Genomic DNA, 16,286 nt, shown 5'->3' with positions numbered 1-16,286 from the left:
CGGCGGCCGAGCGCGACAAGCAACAAAGGCTGCGTGTTCCCGCAGGAACGCTGCGTTGTCGGCCGGATCAGCGCACATCCGCTGCGTCCTCCGGGGCGAGCAGGCCCGCTCCCGCCTCCGGACTGTCCTGGATCAGGTGGGACAGCACCATCACACTGATCGTCTTCCGGATGAACGGCTCCGCACGGATGCGCTCCAGCACCTCCTCGAAGTGCTCCACGTCCCGCGCCCGCACATGCAGCAGTGCGTCCGCACCCCCGGTCACCGTCATCGCCGCCGTGATCTCCGGATAACCGCGCACGACCTCCGCCAGCCGCCTCGGCGGGGCCGCCCCCTCGCAGTACACCTCGACGTACGCCTCGGTGCGCCAGCCCAGCGCGGAGGGCCGCACGGTCGCCGTGAACCCGGTGATCACACCCGTCTCGCGCAGCCGGTCCACCCGGCGCTTGACCGCCGTCGAGGACAGCCCGACCTCCGCGCCGATCTCGGCGAAGGACGTCCTGGCGTTCGCCATCAGCGCGGCGACGATCTTCCGGTCGAGCTCGTCGAAAGGGGTGGGCCTGCCGTTCATGCGGGCACTGTATCCAGCGGATACGTCCACGGCGCGGGCGTGTGCAGGCGTACCGATTGCTCCTACACTCCACGTTCATGCTGCGCGCCCTGGCTGTCGACGACGAACGCCCCACGCTCGAGGAACTCGTGTACCTCCTGAACGCCGATCCCCGGATCGGTACGGCCGAGGGCGCGAACGACGCGACCGAGGCCCTGCGCCGCATCAACCGCGCCCTGGAGTCGGGACCCGACGGGCCGGACGCCATCGACGTCGTCTTCCTCGACATCCAGATGCCCGGCCTCGACGGACTGGACCTCGCCCGGCTGCTGACCGGGTTCGCCCGCCCGCCGCTCGTCGTGTTCGTCACCGCGCACGAGGACTTCGCGGTCCAGGCCTTCGACCTCAAGGCCGTCGACTACGTCCTCAAACCCGTCCGCAGGGAACGGCTCGCCGAGGCGGTGCGCCGTGCCGCCGAACGACGGGGGACCGCGGCCCCCGCTCCGCGCATCCCCGTGCACGAACCCGACCCCGACCACGTCACCGTGGAACTCGGCGGCGTCACCCGCTTCGTCCCCGTCGACGACATCACCCATGTCGAGGCCCAGGGCGACTACGCCCGCCTGCACACCGGCAAGGGCAGCCACCTGGTCCGCATCCCCCTGTCCACCCTGGAGGAGCGCTGGCGCGCCCGCGGCTTCGTCCGCATCCACCGCCGCCACCTCGTCGCCCTGCGCCACATCGGCGAACTCCGCCTGGACGCGGGCACCGTCAGCGTCCTGGTCGGCACCGAGGAACTCCAGGTCAGCCGGCGCCACGCCCGCGAACTGCGGGACCTGCTCATGCGGAGGCCGTGAGAAGTGCCCCAGGACCCCACCGAACGCCGCGTCACCGTCACCGGCCCGCCCAGGCGCACCGGCAGGGCCCCCGGCTACTACCGCCCGCGCACCGAGATCGACGAGCAGACCACCCTCGGCCACACCTACGTCCGCTCGCTCATGCGCAGCCAGCTGCGCGCCGGCCTCACCGCGTTCGCGGTCCTCGGGCTCCTCGTCGGACCGCTGCCGCTGCTGTTCGCGGCGATGCCCGGCGCCCGCCGCCTGGAATGGGCCGTCCTCGGCTTCGGCCTGTACGCCCCGCTGGTCCTGCTCGCCCGCTGGTACGTGCGCCGCGCCGAGCGCAACGAACGCGACTTCGTACGCCTCGTCGAGGACCGATGACCTTGTCCCTGGAAGCGCCATGAACTCCGGCTACGCCATACCCGCCGTCGCGCTGGTCGTCGTGGCGACCGTCCTCGTCGGCGCCTTCGGTCTGCGCATCTCCCGCACCACCTCCGACTTCTACGTCGCCTCCCGCACCGTCGGCCCCCGCCTCAACGCCGCCGCCATCAGTGGCGAGTACCTCTCCGCCGCGTCCTTCCTCGGCATCGCCGGCCTGGTCCTCGTCCAGGGCCCCGACATGCTCTGGTACCCCGTCGGGTACACCGCCGGCTACCTTGTCCTGCTGCTCTTCGTCGCCGCCCCGCTGCGCCGCTCCGGCGCCTACACGCTGCCCGACTTCGCCGAGGCCCGGCTCACCTCCCAGGCGGTACGGCGGCTGGCGGGCGCCTTCGTCGTGGGCGTCGGCTGGCTGTACCTGCTGCCCCAGCTCCAGGGCGCCGGACTCACCCTCACCGTGCTGAGCGGGGCCCCCGACTGGCTGGGCGGGGTGATCGTCGCCGTCGTCGTCACCGCCATCGTCGCCGCCGGCGGCATGCGCAGCATCACCTTCGTCCAGGCCTTCCAGTACTGGCTTAAGCTCACCGCCCTGCTCGTCCCCGCCCTCTTCCTGGTGCTGGCCTGGCAGGGCGACGGAGCGCCCGGCCGACCCTTCGAGGAACCGGCCACCTTCCGCGAGCAGCGCTCCGTACGGGTCGAGGACAGCCTCACCCTCAAGCTGGAGAGTCCGCTGCCCGTCACCGTCGACGGCACGGTGGACGGCCGCGCCCACGACGGCACCCGGCTGAGCCTTTCCACGGGCACCCACCACATCGAGGCCGGCACCCGCCTCACCTTCGCGAAGGACACCCCGGTCCCGGCCGCCGGACCCGGTGCCGACGACGCCCTGTCACCCTCGCGGGCCGAGAGCCGCACCGAACGCCCGCTGTACGCCACGTACGGGCTGATCCTCGCCACCTTCCTCGGCACCATGGGCCTGCCGCACGTCGTGGTCCGCTTCTACACCAGCCCGCACGGGGTCGCCGCCCGCCGCACCACCGTCGCCGTGCTCGGCCTGATCGGCGCCTTCTACCTGCTGCCGCCCGTCTACGGCGCCCTCGGCCGCCTCTACGCCCCCGAGCTCACCCTCACCGGCGACGCCGACGCCGCCGTCCTGCTGCTGCCCGACCGCGTCGTCGGGGGAGTGGGCGGCGACCTGCTGGGCGCGCTGGTCGCGGGCGGCGCGTTCGCCGCGTTCCTGTCCACCGCGTCGGGGCTGACCATGGCCGTCGCGGGCGTCCTCACCCAGGACGTGCTGCCGTCCCGCGGCGTGCCGCACTTCCGGCTCGGCACCGTCCTCGCCATGGCCGTGCCATTGGCGGCGAGCGCGCTGGTCGGCGGGCTGCCGGTCGCCGACGCCGTCGGACTCGCCTTCGCCGTGTCCGCGTCCTCCTTCTGCCCGCTGCTCGTCCTCGGCATCTGGTGGCGGCGGCTGACCCCGCCCGGCGCCGCAGCCGGGATGCTGGTGGGCGGCGGCTCGGCGCTGCTCGCCGTCGCCGCCACGATGGCGGGGTTCCCGGGCGGCGGCGCCCTGCACGCGCTGCTGGCCTGGCCCGCCCTGTGGTCCATGCCGCTGGGCTTCCTCACCATGGTGCTGGTCTCCCTGGCCACGCCGGGCCGGATACCGGCCGGAACGGCCGCGATCCTGGCCCGCTTCCACCTTCCGGAAGAACTGCGCACCGAAGAACGGCGCCCACAGGAACCGCGCGCGGACGAGCCGCGCGAGGAGGTGACCCGGTGAGCGGCTCCATGAGCGGTTTCCTGGCCGGCCTGGTCGTCGCCGTCCTCCCGCTGCTGGCCGCGGGCTTCTGGCTGGGGCGGCGCACGGCCCGCCCGCAGAACCTCGGCGGGCTCGGCACCCCCGTCGAGCACGCCACCTTCCAGACCCTGCACACCGCCTCCCTGGCCACCCCTCCGCTTCGGGCGGGTCTGACCGAGGAGACCGCCGGCAAGTCGGCCCGCAAGCTGCGTTCCCTGCTGGGCACGGACGCGCTGTGCCTGACCGACCTCAAGGAGGTCCTGGTCTGGGACGGCGTGGGCGCCCACCACCGCACCGAGATCATGGAACGCCTCGCCGGACCGCTGGAGACGGGCCGCGGCGAGGCCTTCCCGCTCACCTGCGACACCCCCGACTGCGCGGCGCGCTGGGCGGTCGTCGCCCCGCTCACCGTCGACGACCGGGTGCACGGCGCCCTCGTCGCCTGCGCGCCCCGCGAGTCCGCCGTCCTGGTCAGGGCGGCCGGCGAGGTCGCCCGCTGGGTCTCCGTCCAACTGGAGCTGGCCGACCTCGACCAGTCCCGCACCCGGCTCATCGAGGCCGAGATCAAGGCGCTGCGGGCCCAGATCTCCCCGCACTTCATCTTCAACTCGCTCGCGGTGATCGCCTCGTTCGTGCGCACCGACCCGGAGCGCGCCCGCGAACTGCTGCTGGAGTTCGCCGACTTCACCCGCTACTCGTTCCGTCGGCACGGCGACTTCACCACCCTCGCCGACGAGCTGCACGCCATCGACCACTACCTGGCGCTGGTGCGGGCGCGCTTCGGCGACCGCCTCGCCGTCACCCTCCAGGTGGCCCCCGAGGTTCTGCCCGTCGCCCTGCCCTTCCTCTGCCTCCAGCCGCTCGTCGAGAACGCCGTCAAGCACGGCCTGGAGGGCAAGTCCGGCACGTGCCGCATCCAGATCACCGCGCAGGACGCCGCCGCCGAGGCGCTGGTCGTCATCGAGGACGACGGCGTCGGCATGGACCCCGGCCTGCTCCGCCGCATCCTGGCGCGCGAGGTCAGCCCGTCGGGCGGCATCGGGCTGTCCAACGTCGACGACCGGCTCCGCCAGGTCTACGGAGACGACCACGGCCTCGTCATCGAGACGGCCGTCGGCGCGGGCATGAAGATCACCGTCCGGCTGCCGAAGTACCAGCCGGGCGTGCACTCGGCGGGCCGGCTCGGCCGCGAGTGAGTGGCGGGCAGGCCCCGCGCGGGGCTCAGGCGCTGTGCGTGGCGACCATCCCCAGGGTGATCAGGCCCAGCACCACCCAGCCGAACCACAGCCAGCCGTTGCTGCCGAGCGCCACCGTGTAGGCCGTCACCGCCACCAGGCCGCCGATGGTCAGCGCCCCCATCGTCTTCGTGGAACTGTCCGTGGAACCGGGCATCGCAACACCCTCCTCATGGTTAGTTCCCCTCCATGGTGCCCCCGTTCTGCCTCCGTACGGTGCAGACGACGAGATGTGAGCCGGATTTCCAGGCCCCCGGGGCCGTCCGGGAACCGGCCTCGTGCAGGGAGGGATCGAAGCCGTAGTCACGCGGCGGCACCTCCCGCGCGCACGCCGCGTCCGCCTCGGCAGGTGCCTCGGCGAGCGTCACGCCGGGTGCCAGCCGGGCGAAACCGAGGACCTGCTCGTCGTACCGGCCCGCGCAGGACACCAGCCGGACCTCCCGTGCCGCGCGCACGTCGAGGCAGTCCCGGCGCTGCATGGTCGCGGTGTCGGCGAACACCGACCCGGGCTCGCGATGCCGGTCGAGCGGCCCGTGGACCGGCCCGCGCGCGCCCAGCACCAGACAGGCCGTGCGCCGCCCGGCGGTCTCGAAACCGTCGTCGGCGGGCACGACGGCCAGGCTGCGCACGTCGGCCAGCCGCGCCCGGACCTCCTGCGTCCGCTCCTCGCACCGGGCCGCCCCCAGCTCGCGCGCCTCCTCGGCGGAGGAGGCGGGCACGAACGCCATCACCTGGCCGTCGGGCGCCCCGCCCCGGCAGGCCGGGTCCACGGTGAGGCGCGGCGTCCCCGTGAACCGGGTGCCCCCGGGCCAGTGGGCGCGCACACAATCCCCGTCCTCCAACGGCGCCACGAGCCCCACGGCGTTCCCGTACGGGGCCCCGGTCCCGTCGGCCGCCCGGTCGGCCAGGGCGTACCAGACGCCGCCGAGGGCGAGGACCAGACCGAGCCCGCCGGCGAAGGCGGCCCGCAGGGCCCGCGGGCGGGAACGCCGGTGCCCGCCCGGAACGGACGGGGCGGGGCCGACGGGGCCGACGGGGGCGGCGGTGGCGACGACGGCCGGGGTGGCGGTGGCGACGGTGTGCTGATCGGCGGGGACGGCCGGGCCGGGCGGGAACCCGGGCGCCGCGGCCCAGGGCGGCTGCGATCCGGGGTCGGTCCGCGGCCGGACGTACACCTCGGTCTGCGGCGTGACGATCCACGCCAGTTCCGCCCCCGCCTCGGCCACCGAGCCGCGCAGCGCCGGATCCCCGGCGAGGAGCCTGTCCAGCAGCGGCCTCAGCGCACCGGCCCGCACCGGCGGACGCGGTACCTCGCACCCGGCCGGACCCTGCACCCCGTCGAAGGGCTCGCGGCCCTCGACGCCGTAGTAGAGCATGCGGCCCAGCGCGTGCAGCTCGGCCTCGGGACCCGCGGCGCCGTCCGGCCGTACGCACAGGCCGTGGGCGGCGAGCAGGATCCGGCCGTACGGCGCGCCCGTGGAGTCCGGCGCCAGCAGCACGTCCGCCGGGTCCACCTCCCGGTACGGCACGCCCCGCTCGTGTCCGGCGGCCAGCGCGTCGAGCACGGCCAGCCCGATCCGGGCGCAGTCGGCCGGGGCCGCCGGGCCGTGCCGGGCCACCAGCTCACGCAGGTCGACGGCGTCCGCCAGGTACTCCATGACGATCCACGGCACGCCCTCGTGCTCCGCCACGTCGTACACGGGCACCGCGTGCGGATGGTCACGCGGCCCTGCCGCACGCCGGGCCTGCCCCCGGCCGGCCCGCAGTGCGACCTCACGGTCCAGCAGCTGATCGTGGGCGAGCCACACCCCGCCCGCCCCGCCGTTGCCGAGCGGGCGCAGCAGCCGATAGCGGCCGGCGACGACCCGGCCCGCTCCCGACGGCGGTGGTCCTGAGAACGCGTGACGTGTCATACCGCTCCCCCCGGGCGGTTCCCCCGACGCGCCACATGCTACTGAACGGTGCCGCCGTTCAGCCGCCGCGTGTGTTCAGCGAGGCCAGATAGGCGTTGTATGCCTCAAGTTCCTTGTCGCCGTCGCGGTCGGCGGCCCGGTCGGTGCGCCGGGCCTGCCGCTCCTCGGAGGCGTACCACTGGAACAGCAGCGCGAGCAGCACGAGGACGGACGGGACCTCGCTGAAGGCCCAGGCGATGCCGCCGGCCGCGTTCTGGTCGGAGAGCGCGTCGATACCGAGCGAGGCGGGCGGGTTCTTGAACGTCTCGACCATCGGCGAGGACGCCATCATCAGCGCGATGCCGAAGAACGCGTGGAACGGCATGCCCGCGAACAGTTCCAGGATCCGCATCAGGTAGCCGGGCCGGTGCGGACCCGGGTCCACGCCCATGATCGGCCAGAAGAACACCACACCGACGGCGAGGAAGTGCACCATCATCGCGATGTGTCCCACCTGGGAGCCCATCAGGAAGTCGAAGAGGGGCGTGAAGTACAGCGCGTACAGACTCGCGATGAACAGCGGGATGGTGAACGCGAAATGCGTGATGATCCGCATGTAGCGGCTGTGCAGCAGCATCAGCAGCAGCTCGCGCGGACCCTTGCGACCGCGGCCCGCCGTGGGCAGTGCGCGCAGGGCCAGGGTGATCGGTGCGCCGAGCAGCAGCAGGATCGGCGACACCATGCTGATCATCATGTGCTGCACCATGTGCACGCTGAACATGACCATGCCGTAGTCGTTGAGCTTGGTGCACATCATCAGGCCGACGCTCAGCACACCGGTGACGAAGGCGACGGTCCGTCCCACCGGCCACTTGTCGCCGCGCCGGGTCAGCCGGACGACGCCCCAGCCGTACAGCGCCAGTCCCAGGAGGCAGGCGATCAGGAAGAAGGGGTCCGCCGACCACGAGAGACCTCGGCCCAGCGTGAACGGCGGCAGATCCATCGTCATGCCGTGCCCGCTGTGATCCATCCGCCGGCTCCTGTTTCGTGGGGGTTGAGCGCGGTTGAGCGCCGTCTGTCCGAAGCAAGACTAGAACCGCCCCCGGCGACAAAAGTCACCGGGGGCGGTGCTGCGCCCCCCTAAGGGGCGCGGGGCCGTGTCGACGGGCTAGAGCACGCACTCCGACTCGTCGTACCGCGCGTCCGGCACGGTCTTCAACGTCTCCACGGCCTCTGCCAGCGGCACCATCCTGATGTCCGTCCCGCGCAGGGCCGTCATCATCCCGAACTCCCCGCGGTGCACGGCCTCCACCGCGTGCCATCCGAACCGGGTCGCCAGCACCCGGTCGTACGCCGTCGGCGTGCCGCCACGCTGGACGTGCCCGAGTATCACCGGCCGGGCCTCCTTGCCGAGCCGCTGCTCCAGCTCGATCGAGAGCTGGCGGGCGATGCCGGCGAAGCGCTCGTGGCCGTAGACGTCCTTGCCGCCCTCGTCGAAGTCCATGGTGCCGGCCTTCGGCTTGGCGCCCTCGGCGGCCACCACGATCGCGAACCGCTTGCCCGCCGAGAAGCGCTCACCGACCTTGGCGGTCAACTCGTCGATGTCGAAGGGCCGCTCCGGCACGACCACGGCGTGGGCGCCGGCCGCCATGCCCGAGTGCAGTGCGATCCACCCGGTGTGACGGCCCATGACCTCCACGATCAGCACCCGCTGGTGGGACTCGGCGGTGGTCTTCAGCCGGTCCAGGGCCTCGGTGGCGACCGTCACGGCCGTGTCGAAGCCGAAGGTGACGTCGGTGACCGCTATGTCGTTGTCGATGGTCTTCGGCACGCCCACGATCGGCAGGCCGTTGTCGGAGAGCAGTCGGGCGGCCTTCAGCGTGCCCTCGCCGCCGATCGGGATGATCGCGTCCACGCCGAGTTCCCTGACGTGTCCCCGGGCGCGCTCGACACCGTCGCGCAGCTGCTCGGGGCGGACCCGGGAGGAGCCCAGTATGGTGCCGCCGCGGGCCAGGATGCCGCTGACCGCGTCGAGGTCGAGCTTGAGGTAGTCGCACTCCAGGAGGCCCCGCCAGCCGTCCCGGAAGCCGATGACCTCGTCGCCGTGGTCGACGACGGCACGGTGCACGACGGACCGGATGACGGCGTTCAGGCCGGGGCAGTCGCCGCCGGACGTGAGGACACCAATGCGCATAGCCCGAAATACCTTCTCAACGTGGCACGGGTCCGGACCGCGCTGTCCGGCTCGATCCCCGCCACCCTAGCGGCATCGGGCGGCGGGACCGAACCGTGCGTCCGCCTACTGGACGTGCCCGCTCACCTGTGCGGATAAGCCATCAGACGGGCTGCCGGCAGGCGTCAGGACGGCTGCTGCGCGGCCGCGATGCGCTCGCCCCGCAGCGCCTCGTACCAGCGGTCGTCGGTCGGCGGCAGCGCGTTCACGTCGAGGGCCAGCTTCAGCAGCAGGTCCGCGATCAGCGGATTGCGCGCCAGCACGGGGCCGTGCATGTACGTCCCGAAGACCGTGTCGTTGTACGCGCCCTCGGTGCCGTCGCCCGTGCCGTTGCCGTTGCCGAAGCGGACCTGGGCGAGCGGGCGGGCGGTGGGGCCGAGGTGGGTGACGCCCTGGTGGTTCTCGAAGCCGGTCAGCGGGGGCAGGCCCAGACGCGGGTCGATGTCCCCCAGGACGTCGCCCACGCACCGCTCGCCCTCGCCGCGGGTCGAGATCACGTCGAGCAGGCCGAGGCCGGGCTCGCGCTGCCCCAGGTCGTTGATGAACTCGTGGCCCAGGATCTGGTAGCCGGCGCAGACGGAGAAGACGATCGCGCCGTTCTCCACCGCCCGGTACAGGCCGCCGTCGCGGCGCAGCCGCTCGGCCGCGAGCCGCTGCGGCCGGTCCTCACCGCCGCCGATCAGGTAGATGTCGCCCGAGGTCGGGATCGGCTGGTCGCTGCGCACGTCGAGCCGGGCCACGTCGAGGCCCCGCTGCCGGGCCCGGCGCTCCACGACCAGGGCGTTGCCCTGGTCGCCGTACGTGCTGAGCAGGTCCGGGTAGATCCAGACGATCCGCAGTTGGTTGTCGCTCACGAAAGTCCCCTGAAGTCTCGCGGTCAGTTGCCGACGCGGCGGCGCAGGTCCTGGAAGGCGGTGTAGTTCGCGATGACCTCGATCCGGCCGGGCGGGCACAACTGCACCGCCTGGTCGAGGTCCTCGCACACCTGGAACTGCTGGTTCGCGACCTCCAGGCGCACCGCGAGGTCCAGCTTCCGGTCACCGATCACGCAGATCGGGTGGCCGGTCAGCCGGGTGTAGTCCACGTCCCACAGCCAGGAGGTGTCGGTGCCGTCGGCGCCGCGCGCGTTCACCGAGAGGATGACCGGGGTCGGCGGCGGGTCGATCAGGGAGAAGGTCTCCAGCCAGCCCGCCGGGTTCTTGGCGAGCAGCAGGCGCAGGTCGCGGCCCTGGAACTGGACGACGTCGTAGCGCCCGGCGACCGCCTGCACCTGGTACATGCGCTCCAGGGCGACCTGCGGCGGCACCCCGAAGACGGCGGCGACGGCGGCCGAGGAGGCGGCGTTGGCCTTGTTGGCGCGGCCCGGCAGCTGGAGGTGGATCGGCCAGGCCGAGCCGTGCGGGTCGATGACGTGGTCGCCGGACAGGGCCCAGCTCGGCGTGGGGCGGCGGAAGCCGCACTCGCCGCAGAACCAGTCGTCGCCCGGGCGCTGCATCACACCGCCGCAGGCCGGGCAGGACCAGGCGTCGTCCTTCCACATCTGCCCGGCGGCGACCCAGATCACGTTGGGGGAGGAGGACGCGGCCCACACCACCAGCGGGTCGTCGGCGTTGGCGACGATCACGGCCTTCGAATCGGCCAGGCCCTCGCGCCAGTTCTCGGCGAGCATCCGGGTCTCGGCGGCGCGGTCGAGCTGGTCGCGGGAGAGGTTGAGCAGCGCGATGCACTTCGGCTCGGTGGCCTGGGCGACGCCGACGAGGTACTTCTCGTCGACCTCTATGACGCCGAACCGAGCGTCCGAGCCGCCCGCGAGCGCCGAGGTGATACCGGCCGGCATGTTGGCGCCGAGGGCGTTGGACACGACCGGCCCGGCCGCCTTGAGCGCCTCGGCGATGAGCCGGGTGGTGGTGGTCTTGCCGTTGGTCGCCGAGACCAGCGTCACGTCCAGGTGCTGGGCGAGCCGGGCGAGCAGGTCGGGGTCGAGCTTCAGCGCCACCCGGCCGCCGATCACCGAACCGCTGCCGCGCCCGGCGGCGCGAGATGCCGCCGCGACCGCCTTGCCCGCGGTCACGGCGAGCTTGGCCCGCGGCGTGAGCGGGTCCGAGTTGCCTGCCATCAGTTCTCGATCCTCCTTGCCGTACGCGCCGCGCCTGAAGCCTGTGAAGCCTGACGGCCACGTGGTGTGGACCTCAGCCTATCGAGATCCATTCGCACTCCCGAATCGCGGCACCGGCCACCCGGTCCCGGCGATGGGCGCGGACCGCCGGGGGACACAAGGACCTTACTCTTGCCGCCATGCGACACGGCCCCATCCCGGGCGCCCACGGGCGCGTCCGTCCCCTCACCCTCCTCGGCGACCCCGCCCTGCACACTCCCTGCGAGGAGGTGACCGACTTCGGCCCGGAACTCGCCGCCCTCGTGGAGGACTTGTTCGCGACCATGTACGCCGCCCACGGTGTGGGCCTGGCCGCGAACCAGATCGGCGAGCCGGTACGCGTCTTCGTGTACGACTGTCCCGACGACGAGGACGAGCGCCACCTCGGACACGTGGTGAACCCGCGGCTCGTCGAGGCCGACGGGGTGGTGGTGCGCGGGCCGGAGGGCTGTCTGTCGCTGCCGGGACTGGAGGCCGGGACCGAGCGCCACGACCACGCGGTGGTGGAGGGCTTCACCGTGACCGGGGAACCGGTCACCGTGCACGGGACGGGGTTCTTCGCCCGGTGCCTGCAGCACGAGTGCGATCACCTGGAGGGGCGGGTGTACGCCGATCGCCTGTCGGGTTGGCGGCACCGCAGACTCATGCGGCAGGCGGCGCGCGCGTCCTGGCACCGCTGACCGCACCTGCCTGAGGCACGGGGCCCAGGAGCGGCGTACGGCTCCGGCACGTGGCGCCCGCCCGGGGGTGGTGGCCGCGCTCGGGACGGGACCGCTCACGGGACGGCCACCGCGCTCGACGCGGACCGGTTGCGCGTGGTCGCCGTGCCTCGCATGTGGCCCGCGGGGCCAGGGGGCGGGACCGGTCGTCGGCGAAGCCGCGCCAAGACGGGGTCGGCCACCGGCGGTCGCCGCGGGGCCGGCCGTTGGCGGGCGTCGGGTCCGGTACGTCACCGGGTTACCGGGCCACGGGCGGACACGGGTGGCACACGACGGTCAGAAGCCCGGGCCGCCCGCCTTGTCGTCGGCCGCGGACAGCCGCCCCCACAGCAGATCCGCCAGACTCGTCACCAGCTCCGCCCGGGAGCAGGGCCGCTCGCCCAGCCACCAGTCCCCGGCGGCGTGCATCATGCCGACGATGCCGTGCCCCCACACCCGGGCCAGCTGCTGGGTCCCCGGTCCGACGTCGAGGCGTTCCTCGATGACCTGGGCCAGCTCCTCGCCCATGCGGCGCAGCAGCGGCGCCGAGTGCTTGCCGACGTCGAAGCCCTGCTCGGCCTGGTCGCCCGAGGGGGCGTTGCCCTCCGCCGGGTGCATCAGGAAGCGGTACACCTGCGGGCGCGCCTCTATGGCCGCCAGATAGGTGTCCAGGGTGGACTCGACGCGTTCCCGCCGGTCGGCCGGAGCGTCGAGGGCGGCCCGCAGCGACGAGAGGAGGGCGTCCGTGTGCCGCTGGGCGAGGGCGGCGTACAGTCCGCCCTTGTCGCCGAAGTGGCGGTAGAGGATCGGCTTGGTGATGCCGGCCTCGGCGGCGATGGCGTTCATCGAGGCCTGGGGGCCGTCGCGCAGCACCACCCGGTCGGCGGCCTCCAGCAGCTCGCGCCGTCTGCGGTCGGCGGACCGCTGCTGATCGGTCCGCTGCGTGGTGTCCATGTGCTCTCCCCACCCGTGCTGGTTCGGTGACGCCTGCGCAAACTAACACCCACAGGACGCCGGGCATCGAACGGGAGGGCCCCACGGCCTCGGGAGTTGACTTTTCCTACCCACCGGTAACAGACTTCGGTTACCGCAGGTAACATGTACGCGCGTCACTGGAGGGGACATGGCCGAGTTCACCATGGAGCTCAACGACGAACAGAAGGAGGTCCGGGACTGGCTGCACGGCTTCGCCGCCGACGTCATCCGCCCCGCGGCCGCCGAATGGGACGAGCGTGAGGAGACTCCCTGGCCGGTCATCCAGGAGGCCGCCAAGGTCGGCATCTACTCCCTCGACTTCTACGCGCAGCAGTACTTCGACCCCACCGGCCTCGGCATCCCCATGGCGATGGAGGAGCTGTTCTGGGGTGACGCCGGAATCGCCCTGTCCATCGTCGGCACCGGCCTCGCCGCCGTCGGCGTCCTCGCCAACGGCACCGAGGAGCAGATCGGCACCTGGATCCCCCAGATGTACGGCGACGCCCAGGACGTGAAGGTCGCCGCCTTCTGCTCCTCGGAGCCGGACGCCGGCTCCGACGTGGCCTCCATGCGCACGCGTGCCGTGTACGACGAGGCCAAGGACGAGTGGGTGATCAACGGCACCAAGACCTGGGCGACCAACGGCGGCATCGCGGGCGTCCACGTCGTCGTCGCGGTCGTCGACCCGGAGCTGGGCTCCAAGGGGCACGCCTCCTTCATCGTCCCGCCGAACACCCCGGGGCTGTCCCAGGGCCAGAAGTTCAAGAAGCACGGCATCCGCGCCTCGCACACCGCCGAGGTGATCCTGGACCACGTGCGTGTCCCCGGCTCCTGCCTGCTCGGCGGCAAGGAGAAGCTGGACGAGCGTCTCGCCCGCGCCCGGGAGAAGGCCGAGAAGGGTGGCGTGGGGGAGCCCCGGGGGAGCGTCAAGAACGCGGCGATGGCCACGTTCGAGGCGTCGCGCCCGGCGGTCGGCGCGATGGCGGTGGGCACGGCGCGTGCCGCGTACGAGGTGGCGCTCGAGTACGCCCGGACCCGTGAGCAGTTCGGGCGGCCGATCATCGACAACCAGGGCGTCGCCTTCCAGCTGGCGGACATGCGCACGTCGATCGACGCGGCGCGGCTGCTGGTGTGGCGGGCGTCGTGGATGGCGATCAACGGCAGGCCGTTCACCGCCGCCGAGGGTTCGATGTCCAAGCTGTTCGCGAGTGAGACGGCGAAGAAGGTGACCGCCCAGGCGGTCCAGATCCTGGGCGGCAACGGATACACGCGGGAATACCCGGTGGAGCGGATGCACCGCGACTCCGCGATCTACACCATCTTCGAGGGGACGAGCGAGATCCAGCGGCTGGTGATCGCCCGGACGTTGTCGGGGATGCCGATTCGGTAGTCCCGCGGGGCGGAGCCGCGGACCGGCACGGCCCCGCGCCCCTGGGTCGGGCACTCTCACCGGTGCCTCAAAGGTGTGAGTTGCTCGATGTCGTACTTGGCTCTGAGCGCCTCGATGGCCTCGTGGTCGGGTGGGCCTCCGGATCCCAGGATCTCCAGCAGCTCCTCGAAGTAGCGCTCGTGGTCCGGGGGCGGGCTCGCCTGGAAGAACATCTTCGCGGGCTCGCCCGTCGGGTTGGCGAAGGCGTGGGGGCAGCCGGGCGGTACGACGATGACCGTACCGGGGGTGGCGCGTACCACTCGGTTTCCCGAACTCGACTCCCACTTCTGCCAGTTGTCGGCAGTGCGGACCCGCGGCTCGAAGGCGAGCACGTCCAGCTCGCCCTCGAGCACGTAGAACAGTTCCTCGCTGCGGGTGTGCACGTGGGCGCCGACGTCGAAGCCCGGCGGCACGATCACCTCGAAGGTGGAGGCCATGCGCGAGTGCGAACCGGTCACCTTGAACGTCACGTGCTGTGCGGGGGCCTGCACGACCCGGCCGTGACCCGGCGGCACCAGCAGCCCCTCCGTCGGCGTCATCGCCCGCTCACCACGTGACGGGGGCCGGCCGGTCCCGGACGGGCGATGCCGTCCGGGGAATCGTTTCTGCACTCACGGTTGCCTCACGCCCTGGACGTCGTCCGCGGTCTGCCAGCGGCCCAGCGACATCTCGGCGGTGATGCCGGGGCCGAATCCGGCCAGCAGTCCGCGCGACCGGTCGCTGACGCCGCCTTCGTCGAAGAGTCTGCGCAGCGCGTCCAGGACGACGGCGCTGGCGATGTTGCCGTACTCGGTGAGCGTGGCCCGGCTGAACCGGAACGCGTGCGGGTCGACCTGCAGGAACGTGCTGAGGTCGTCCAGGATGCGGGGCCCGCCCGCGTGGATGATGTAGAAGTCCAGGTCGGAGGCGTCCCAGCCGTGGGTCCTCGCCAGCTCCTGCAGGGCCGGTGCGAGCGGCTCCATGGTGGCCGGCACCCGCTTGTCCAGCAGGAAGTGGAAGCCGGTCGCCTTCACGTCGTACATGATCCACTCTTCTGTCTTGGGGATCAGGTACGAGCCGTTGCGCTCCAGTCGGACACCGGTGCCGCCCCGTCCGCGGACCACCGCGGCGGCGACGCCGTCACCGAAGAGGCCGTTGGAGAGCAGGGACCCGACGCTGATGTCGGTGGGCTGGTAGCACAGCGAGCAGAACTCGCAGGCCACGATCAGCGCGTTGGCCTCGGGGTAGGCGCTGCAGAAGTCGTGGGCCCGGTTGATCCCCGCACCGCCGGCCGCGCAGCCCAGCTGGGCGATGGGTATCTGTCGCGTGGTGCTGTCGAAGCCCATCTCGTTGATCAGCCACGCCGTGAGCGAGGGCATCATGAAGCCCGTGCACGAGACGTAGATGATGACGTCGATGTCGGTGACGAGCAGTTCCGCGTCGTCGAGGGCCCGTTCGACCACGGCCGGGACCCGGGCCTTCGCCTCCCGCTCGTAGAGCCTGTTGCGGTCCTCGAAACCGGGGTGCTTCAGCGTCTCCTCGATGGGCTGCACGATGTGCCGGGTACGCACGCCGGTGTTCTCGATCAACCGGAGGGCCAGCGGCAGTTGGGGGTGGTCGGCGTGACGCTCACGCGCCAGCTCCAGCGTCTCCTCCATCGTGATCACGTGCTCTGGAACGGACACCGAGGGTCTGCACAAAGTCGCCATGAACCGTACCTGCTTTCACCTCGCGGAAGGCTCTCGCCCACCGGCCGGAAAGTGGCGACACCCATTGGGGGTGTTCATCCACGGTCACTCACCGGGGCCGCAATCTCTCGCGGGGTTACTCCATCTCGGTGAAACTGCCGGACGGCAGGTGTACGCCGCCTCAGGGGGACTGGCCGCTGCTGTGGGCGATGCAGGCCACGTCGATGCGGTCGGCCAGCTTGGCGAGCTCGATGGTCAGGGCCGCGACCGTGTCCTCGTCCAGACCCTCCTCGCCGGCCTCCACCAGCCGCAGCCATCGCCCGCCCACCGTGCGCAGCAGCTTGCTCACGTCGGACGCGGCGACCTGCAGGGTGCCGCGGTCGTCGACGATCAGAGGGAGGGTCACTTCGCGGTTCACAGGGGGGATCGTAGTCGCG

General features: G+C 72.2%; 17 protein-coding genes. 6 read left to right on the top strand and 11 right to left on the bottom strand.

The window, feature by feature from the left end:
* Positions 1–67: 67 nt before the first annotated feature.
* Positions 68–571 carry an Lrp/AsnC family transcriptional regulator gene (locus RM812_RS11850; protein ID WP_311572428.1) on the bottom strand — a complete coding sequence of 168 codons (504 nt, stop codon included), beginning with the start codon at positions 569–571 and terminating at the stop codon, positions 68–70.
* Positions 572–648: 77 nt separating this feature from the next.
* Here RM812_RS11850 and RM812_RS11845 point away from each other — a divergent pair, with 77 nt between their 5' ends.
* Genes RM812_RS11845 through RM812_RS11830 form a run of 4 tightly spaced genes read left to right on the top strand, consistent with a single transcriptional unit; the run spans position 649 to position 4,761 of the window.
* Positions 649–1,407: a LytR/AlgR family response regulator transcription factor gene (locus RM812_RS11845; protein WP_311572427.1), complete on the top strand. Its 759-nt coding sequence runs from the start codon at positions 649–651 to the stop codon at positions 1,405–1,407.
* 3 nt (positions 1,408–1,410) lie between these two features.
* Positions 1,411–1,770, top strand: coding sequence for a hypothetical protein (locus tag RM812_RS11840; RefSeq protein WP_311572426.1), 360 nt, complete (start codon positions 1,411–1,413; stop codon positions 1,768–1,770).
* A 19-nt stretch (positions 1,771–1,789) separates the two neighbouring features.
* On the top strand, positions 1,790–3,547 hold the full coding sequence (locus RM812_RS11835) for a sodium/solute symporter (RefSeq protein WP_311572425.1): 1,758 nt from the start codon (positions 1,790–1,792) through the stop codon (positions 3,545–3,547).
* 8 nt (positions 3,548–3,555) lie between these two features.
* Positions 3,556–4,761 carry a sensor histidine kinase gene (locus RM812_RS11830; RefSeq protein WP_311572533.1) on the top strand — a complete coding sequence of 402 codons (1,206 nt, stop codon included), beginning with the start codon at positions 3,556–3,558 and terminating at the stop codon, positions 4,759–4,761.
* A 25-nt stretch (positions 4,762–4,786) separates the two neighbouring features.
* On the opposite strand, the gene RM812_RS11825 is transcribed toward RM812_RS11830, so the two are convergent.
* From RM812_RS11825 to RM812_RS11800, 6 genes are all read right to left on the bottom strand, one after another.
* Positions 4,787–4,957, bottom strand: a complete 171-nt coding sequence (locus RM812_RS11825; protein WP_311572424.1) for a hypothetical protein — start codon at positions 4,955–4,957, stop codon at positions 4,787–4,789.
* A 19-nt stretch (positions 4,958–4,976) separates the two neighbouring features.
* Positions 4,977–6,713 (bottom strand): septum formation family protein, encoded by a 1,737-nt coding sequence (locus RM812_RS11820; RefSeq protein WP_311572423.1) that lies wholly within the window; start codon positions 6,711–6,713, stop codon positions 4,977–4,979.
* Positions 6,714–6,771: 58 nt separating this feature from the next.
* Positions 6,772–7,722 carry a cytochrome c oxidase assembly protein gene (locus tag RM812_RS11815; protein WP_311572422.1) on the bottom strand — a complete coding sequence of 317 codons (951 nt, stop codon included), beginning with the start codon at positions 7,720–7,722 and terminating at the stop codon, positions 6,772–6,774.
* A 138-nt stretch (positions 7,723–7,860) separates the two neighbouring features.
* Entirely contained in the window at positions 7,861–8,886 is a 1,026-nt protein-coding gene (locus RM812_RS11810) for a 6-phosphofructokinase (protein ID WP_311572421.1), read from the bottom strand.
* 164 nt (positions 8,887–9,050) lie between these two features.
* Positions 9,051–9,779, bottom strand: coding sequence for a type 1 glutamine amidotransferase (locus tag RM812_RS11805; protein WP_311572420.1), 729 nt, complete (start codon positions 9,777–9,779; stop codon positions 9,051–9,053).
* Between the two features lie 23 nt (positions 9,780–9,802).
* Positions 9,803–11,041 (bottom strand): Mur ligase family protein, encoded by a 1,239-nt coding sequence (locus tag RM812_RS11800; RefSeq protein WP_311572419.1) that lies wholly within the window; start codon positions 11,039–11,041, stop codon positions 9,803–9,805.
* A 179-nt stretch (positions 11,042–11,220) separates the two neighbouring features.
* Here RM812_RS11800 and def point away from each other — a divergent pair, with 179 nt between their 5' ends.
* The gene (gene def / locus RM812_RS11795) at positions 11,221–11,760 is read left to right on the top strand and encodes a peptide deformylase (RefSeq protein ID WP_311572418.1); all 540 of its coding nucleotides are present in this window, start codon (positions 11,221–11,223) and stop codon (positions 11,758–11,760) included.
* Between the two features lie 315 nt (positions 11,761–12,075).
* Here the strand turns inward: def and RM812_RS11790 are convergent, their stop codons facing one another.
* A complete protein-coding gene (locus RM812_RS11790; protein WP_311572417.1) occupies positions 12,076–12,732 on the bottom strand; it encodes a TetR family transcriptional regulator in 657 nt (218 codons plus the stop codon).
* A 169-nt stretch (positions 12,733–12,901) separates the two neighbouring features.
* Here RM812_RS11790 and RM812_RS11785 point away from each other — a divergent pair, with 169 nt between their 5' ends.
* Positions 12,902–14,143, top strand: a complete 1,242-nt coding sequence (locus RM812_RS11785; protein WP_311572416.1) for an acyl-CoA dehydrogenase family protein — start codon at positions 12,902–12,904, stop codon at positions 14,141–14,143.
* 56 nt (positions 14,144–14,199) lie between these two features.
* On the opposite strand, the gene RM812_RS11780 is transcribed toward RM812_RS11785, so the two are convergent.
* The 3 genes from RM812_RS11780 to RM812_RS11770 form a co-directional block, all read right to left on the bottom strand.
* Positions 14,200–14,721 carry a cupin domain-containing protein gene (locus tag RM812_RS11780; protein ID WP_311572415.1) on the bottom strand — a complete coding sequence of 174 codons (522 nt, stop codon included), beginning with the start codon at positions 14,719–14,721 and terminating at the stop codon, positions 14,200–14,202.
* 72 nt (positions 14,722–14,793) lie between these two features.
* Entirely contained in the window at positions 14,794–15,870 is a 1,077-nt protein-coding gene (locus RM812_RS11775; protein ID WP_311572414.1) for a type III polyketide synthase, read from the bottom strand.
* A gap of 160 nt (positions 15,871–16,030) precedes the next feature.
* Positions 16,031–16,267: a DUF6213 family protein gene (locus tag RM812_RS11770; RefSeq protein ID WP_311572413.1), complete on the bottom strand. Its 237-nt coding sequence runs from the start codon at positions 16,265–16,267 to the stop codon at positions 16,031–16,033.
* Positions 16,268–16,286 lie beyond the last annotated feature (19 nt).

Origin of the sequence: Streptomyces lancefieldiae (assembly GCF_031845825.1) — a bacterium.
GTDB lineage: Bacteria > Actinomycetota > Actinomycetes > Streptomycetales > Streptomycetaceae > Streptomyces > Streptomyces lancefieldiae.
This window is presented reverse-complemented; position numbering and strand designations above follow the sequence as displayed.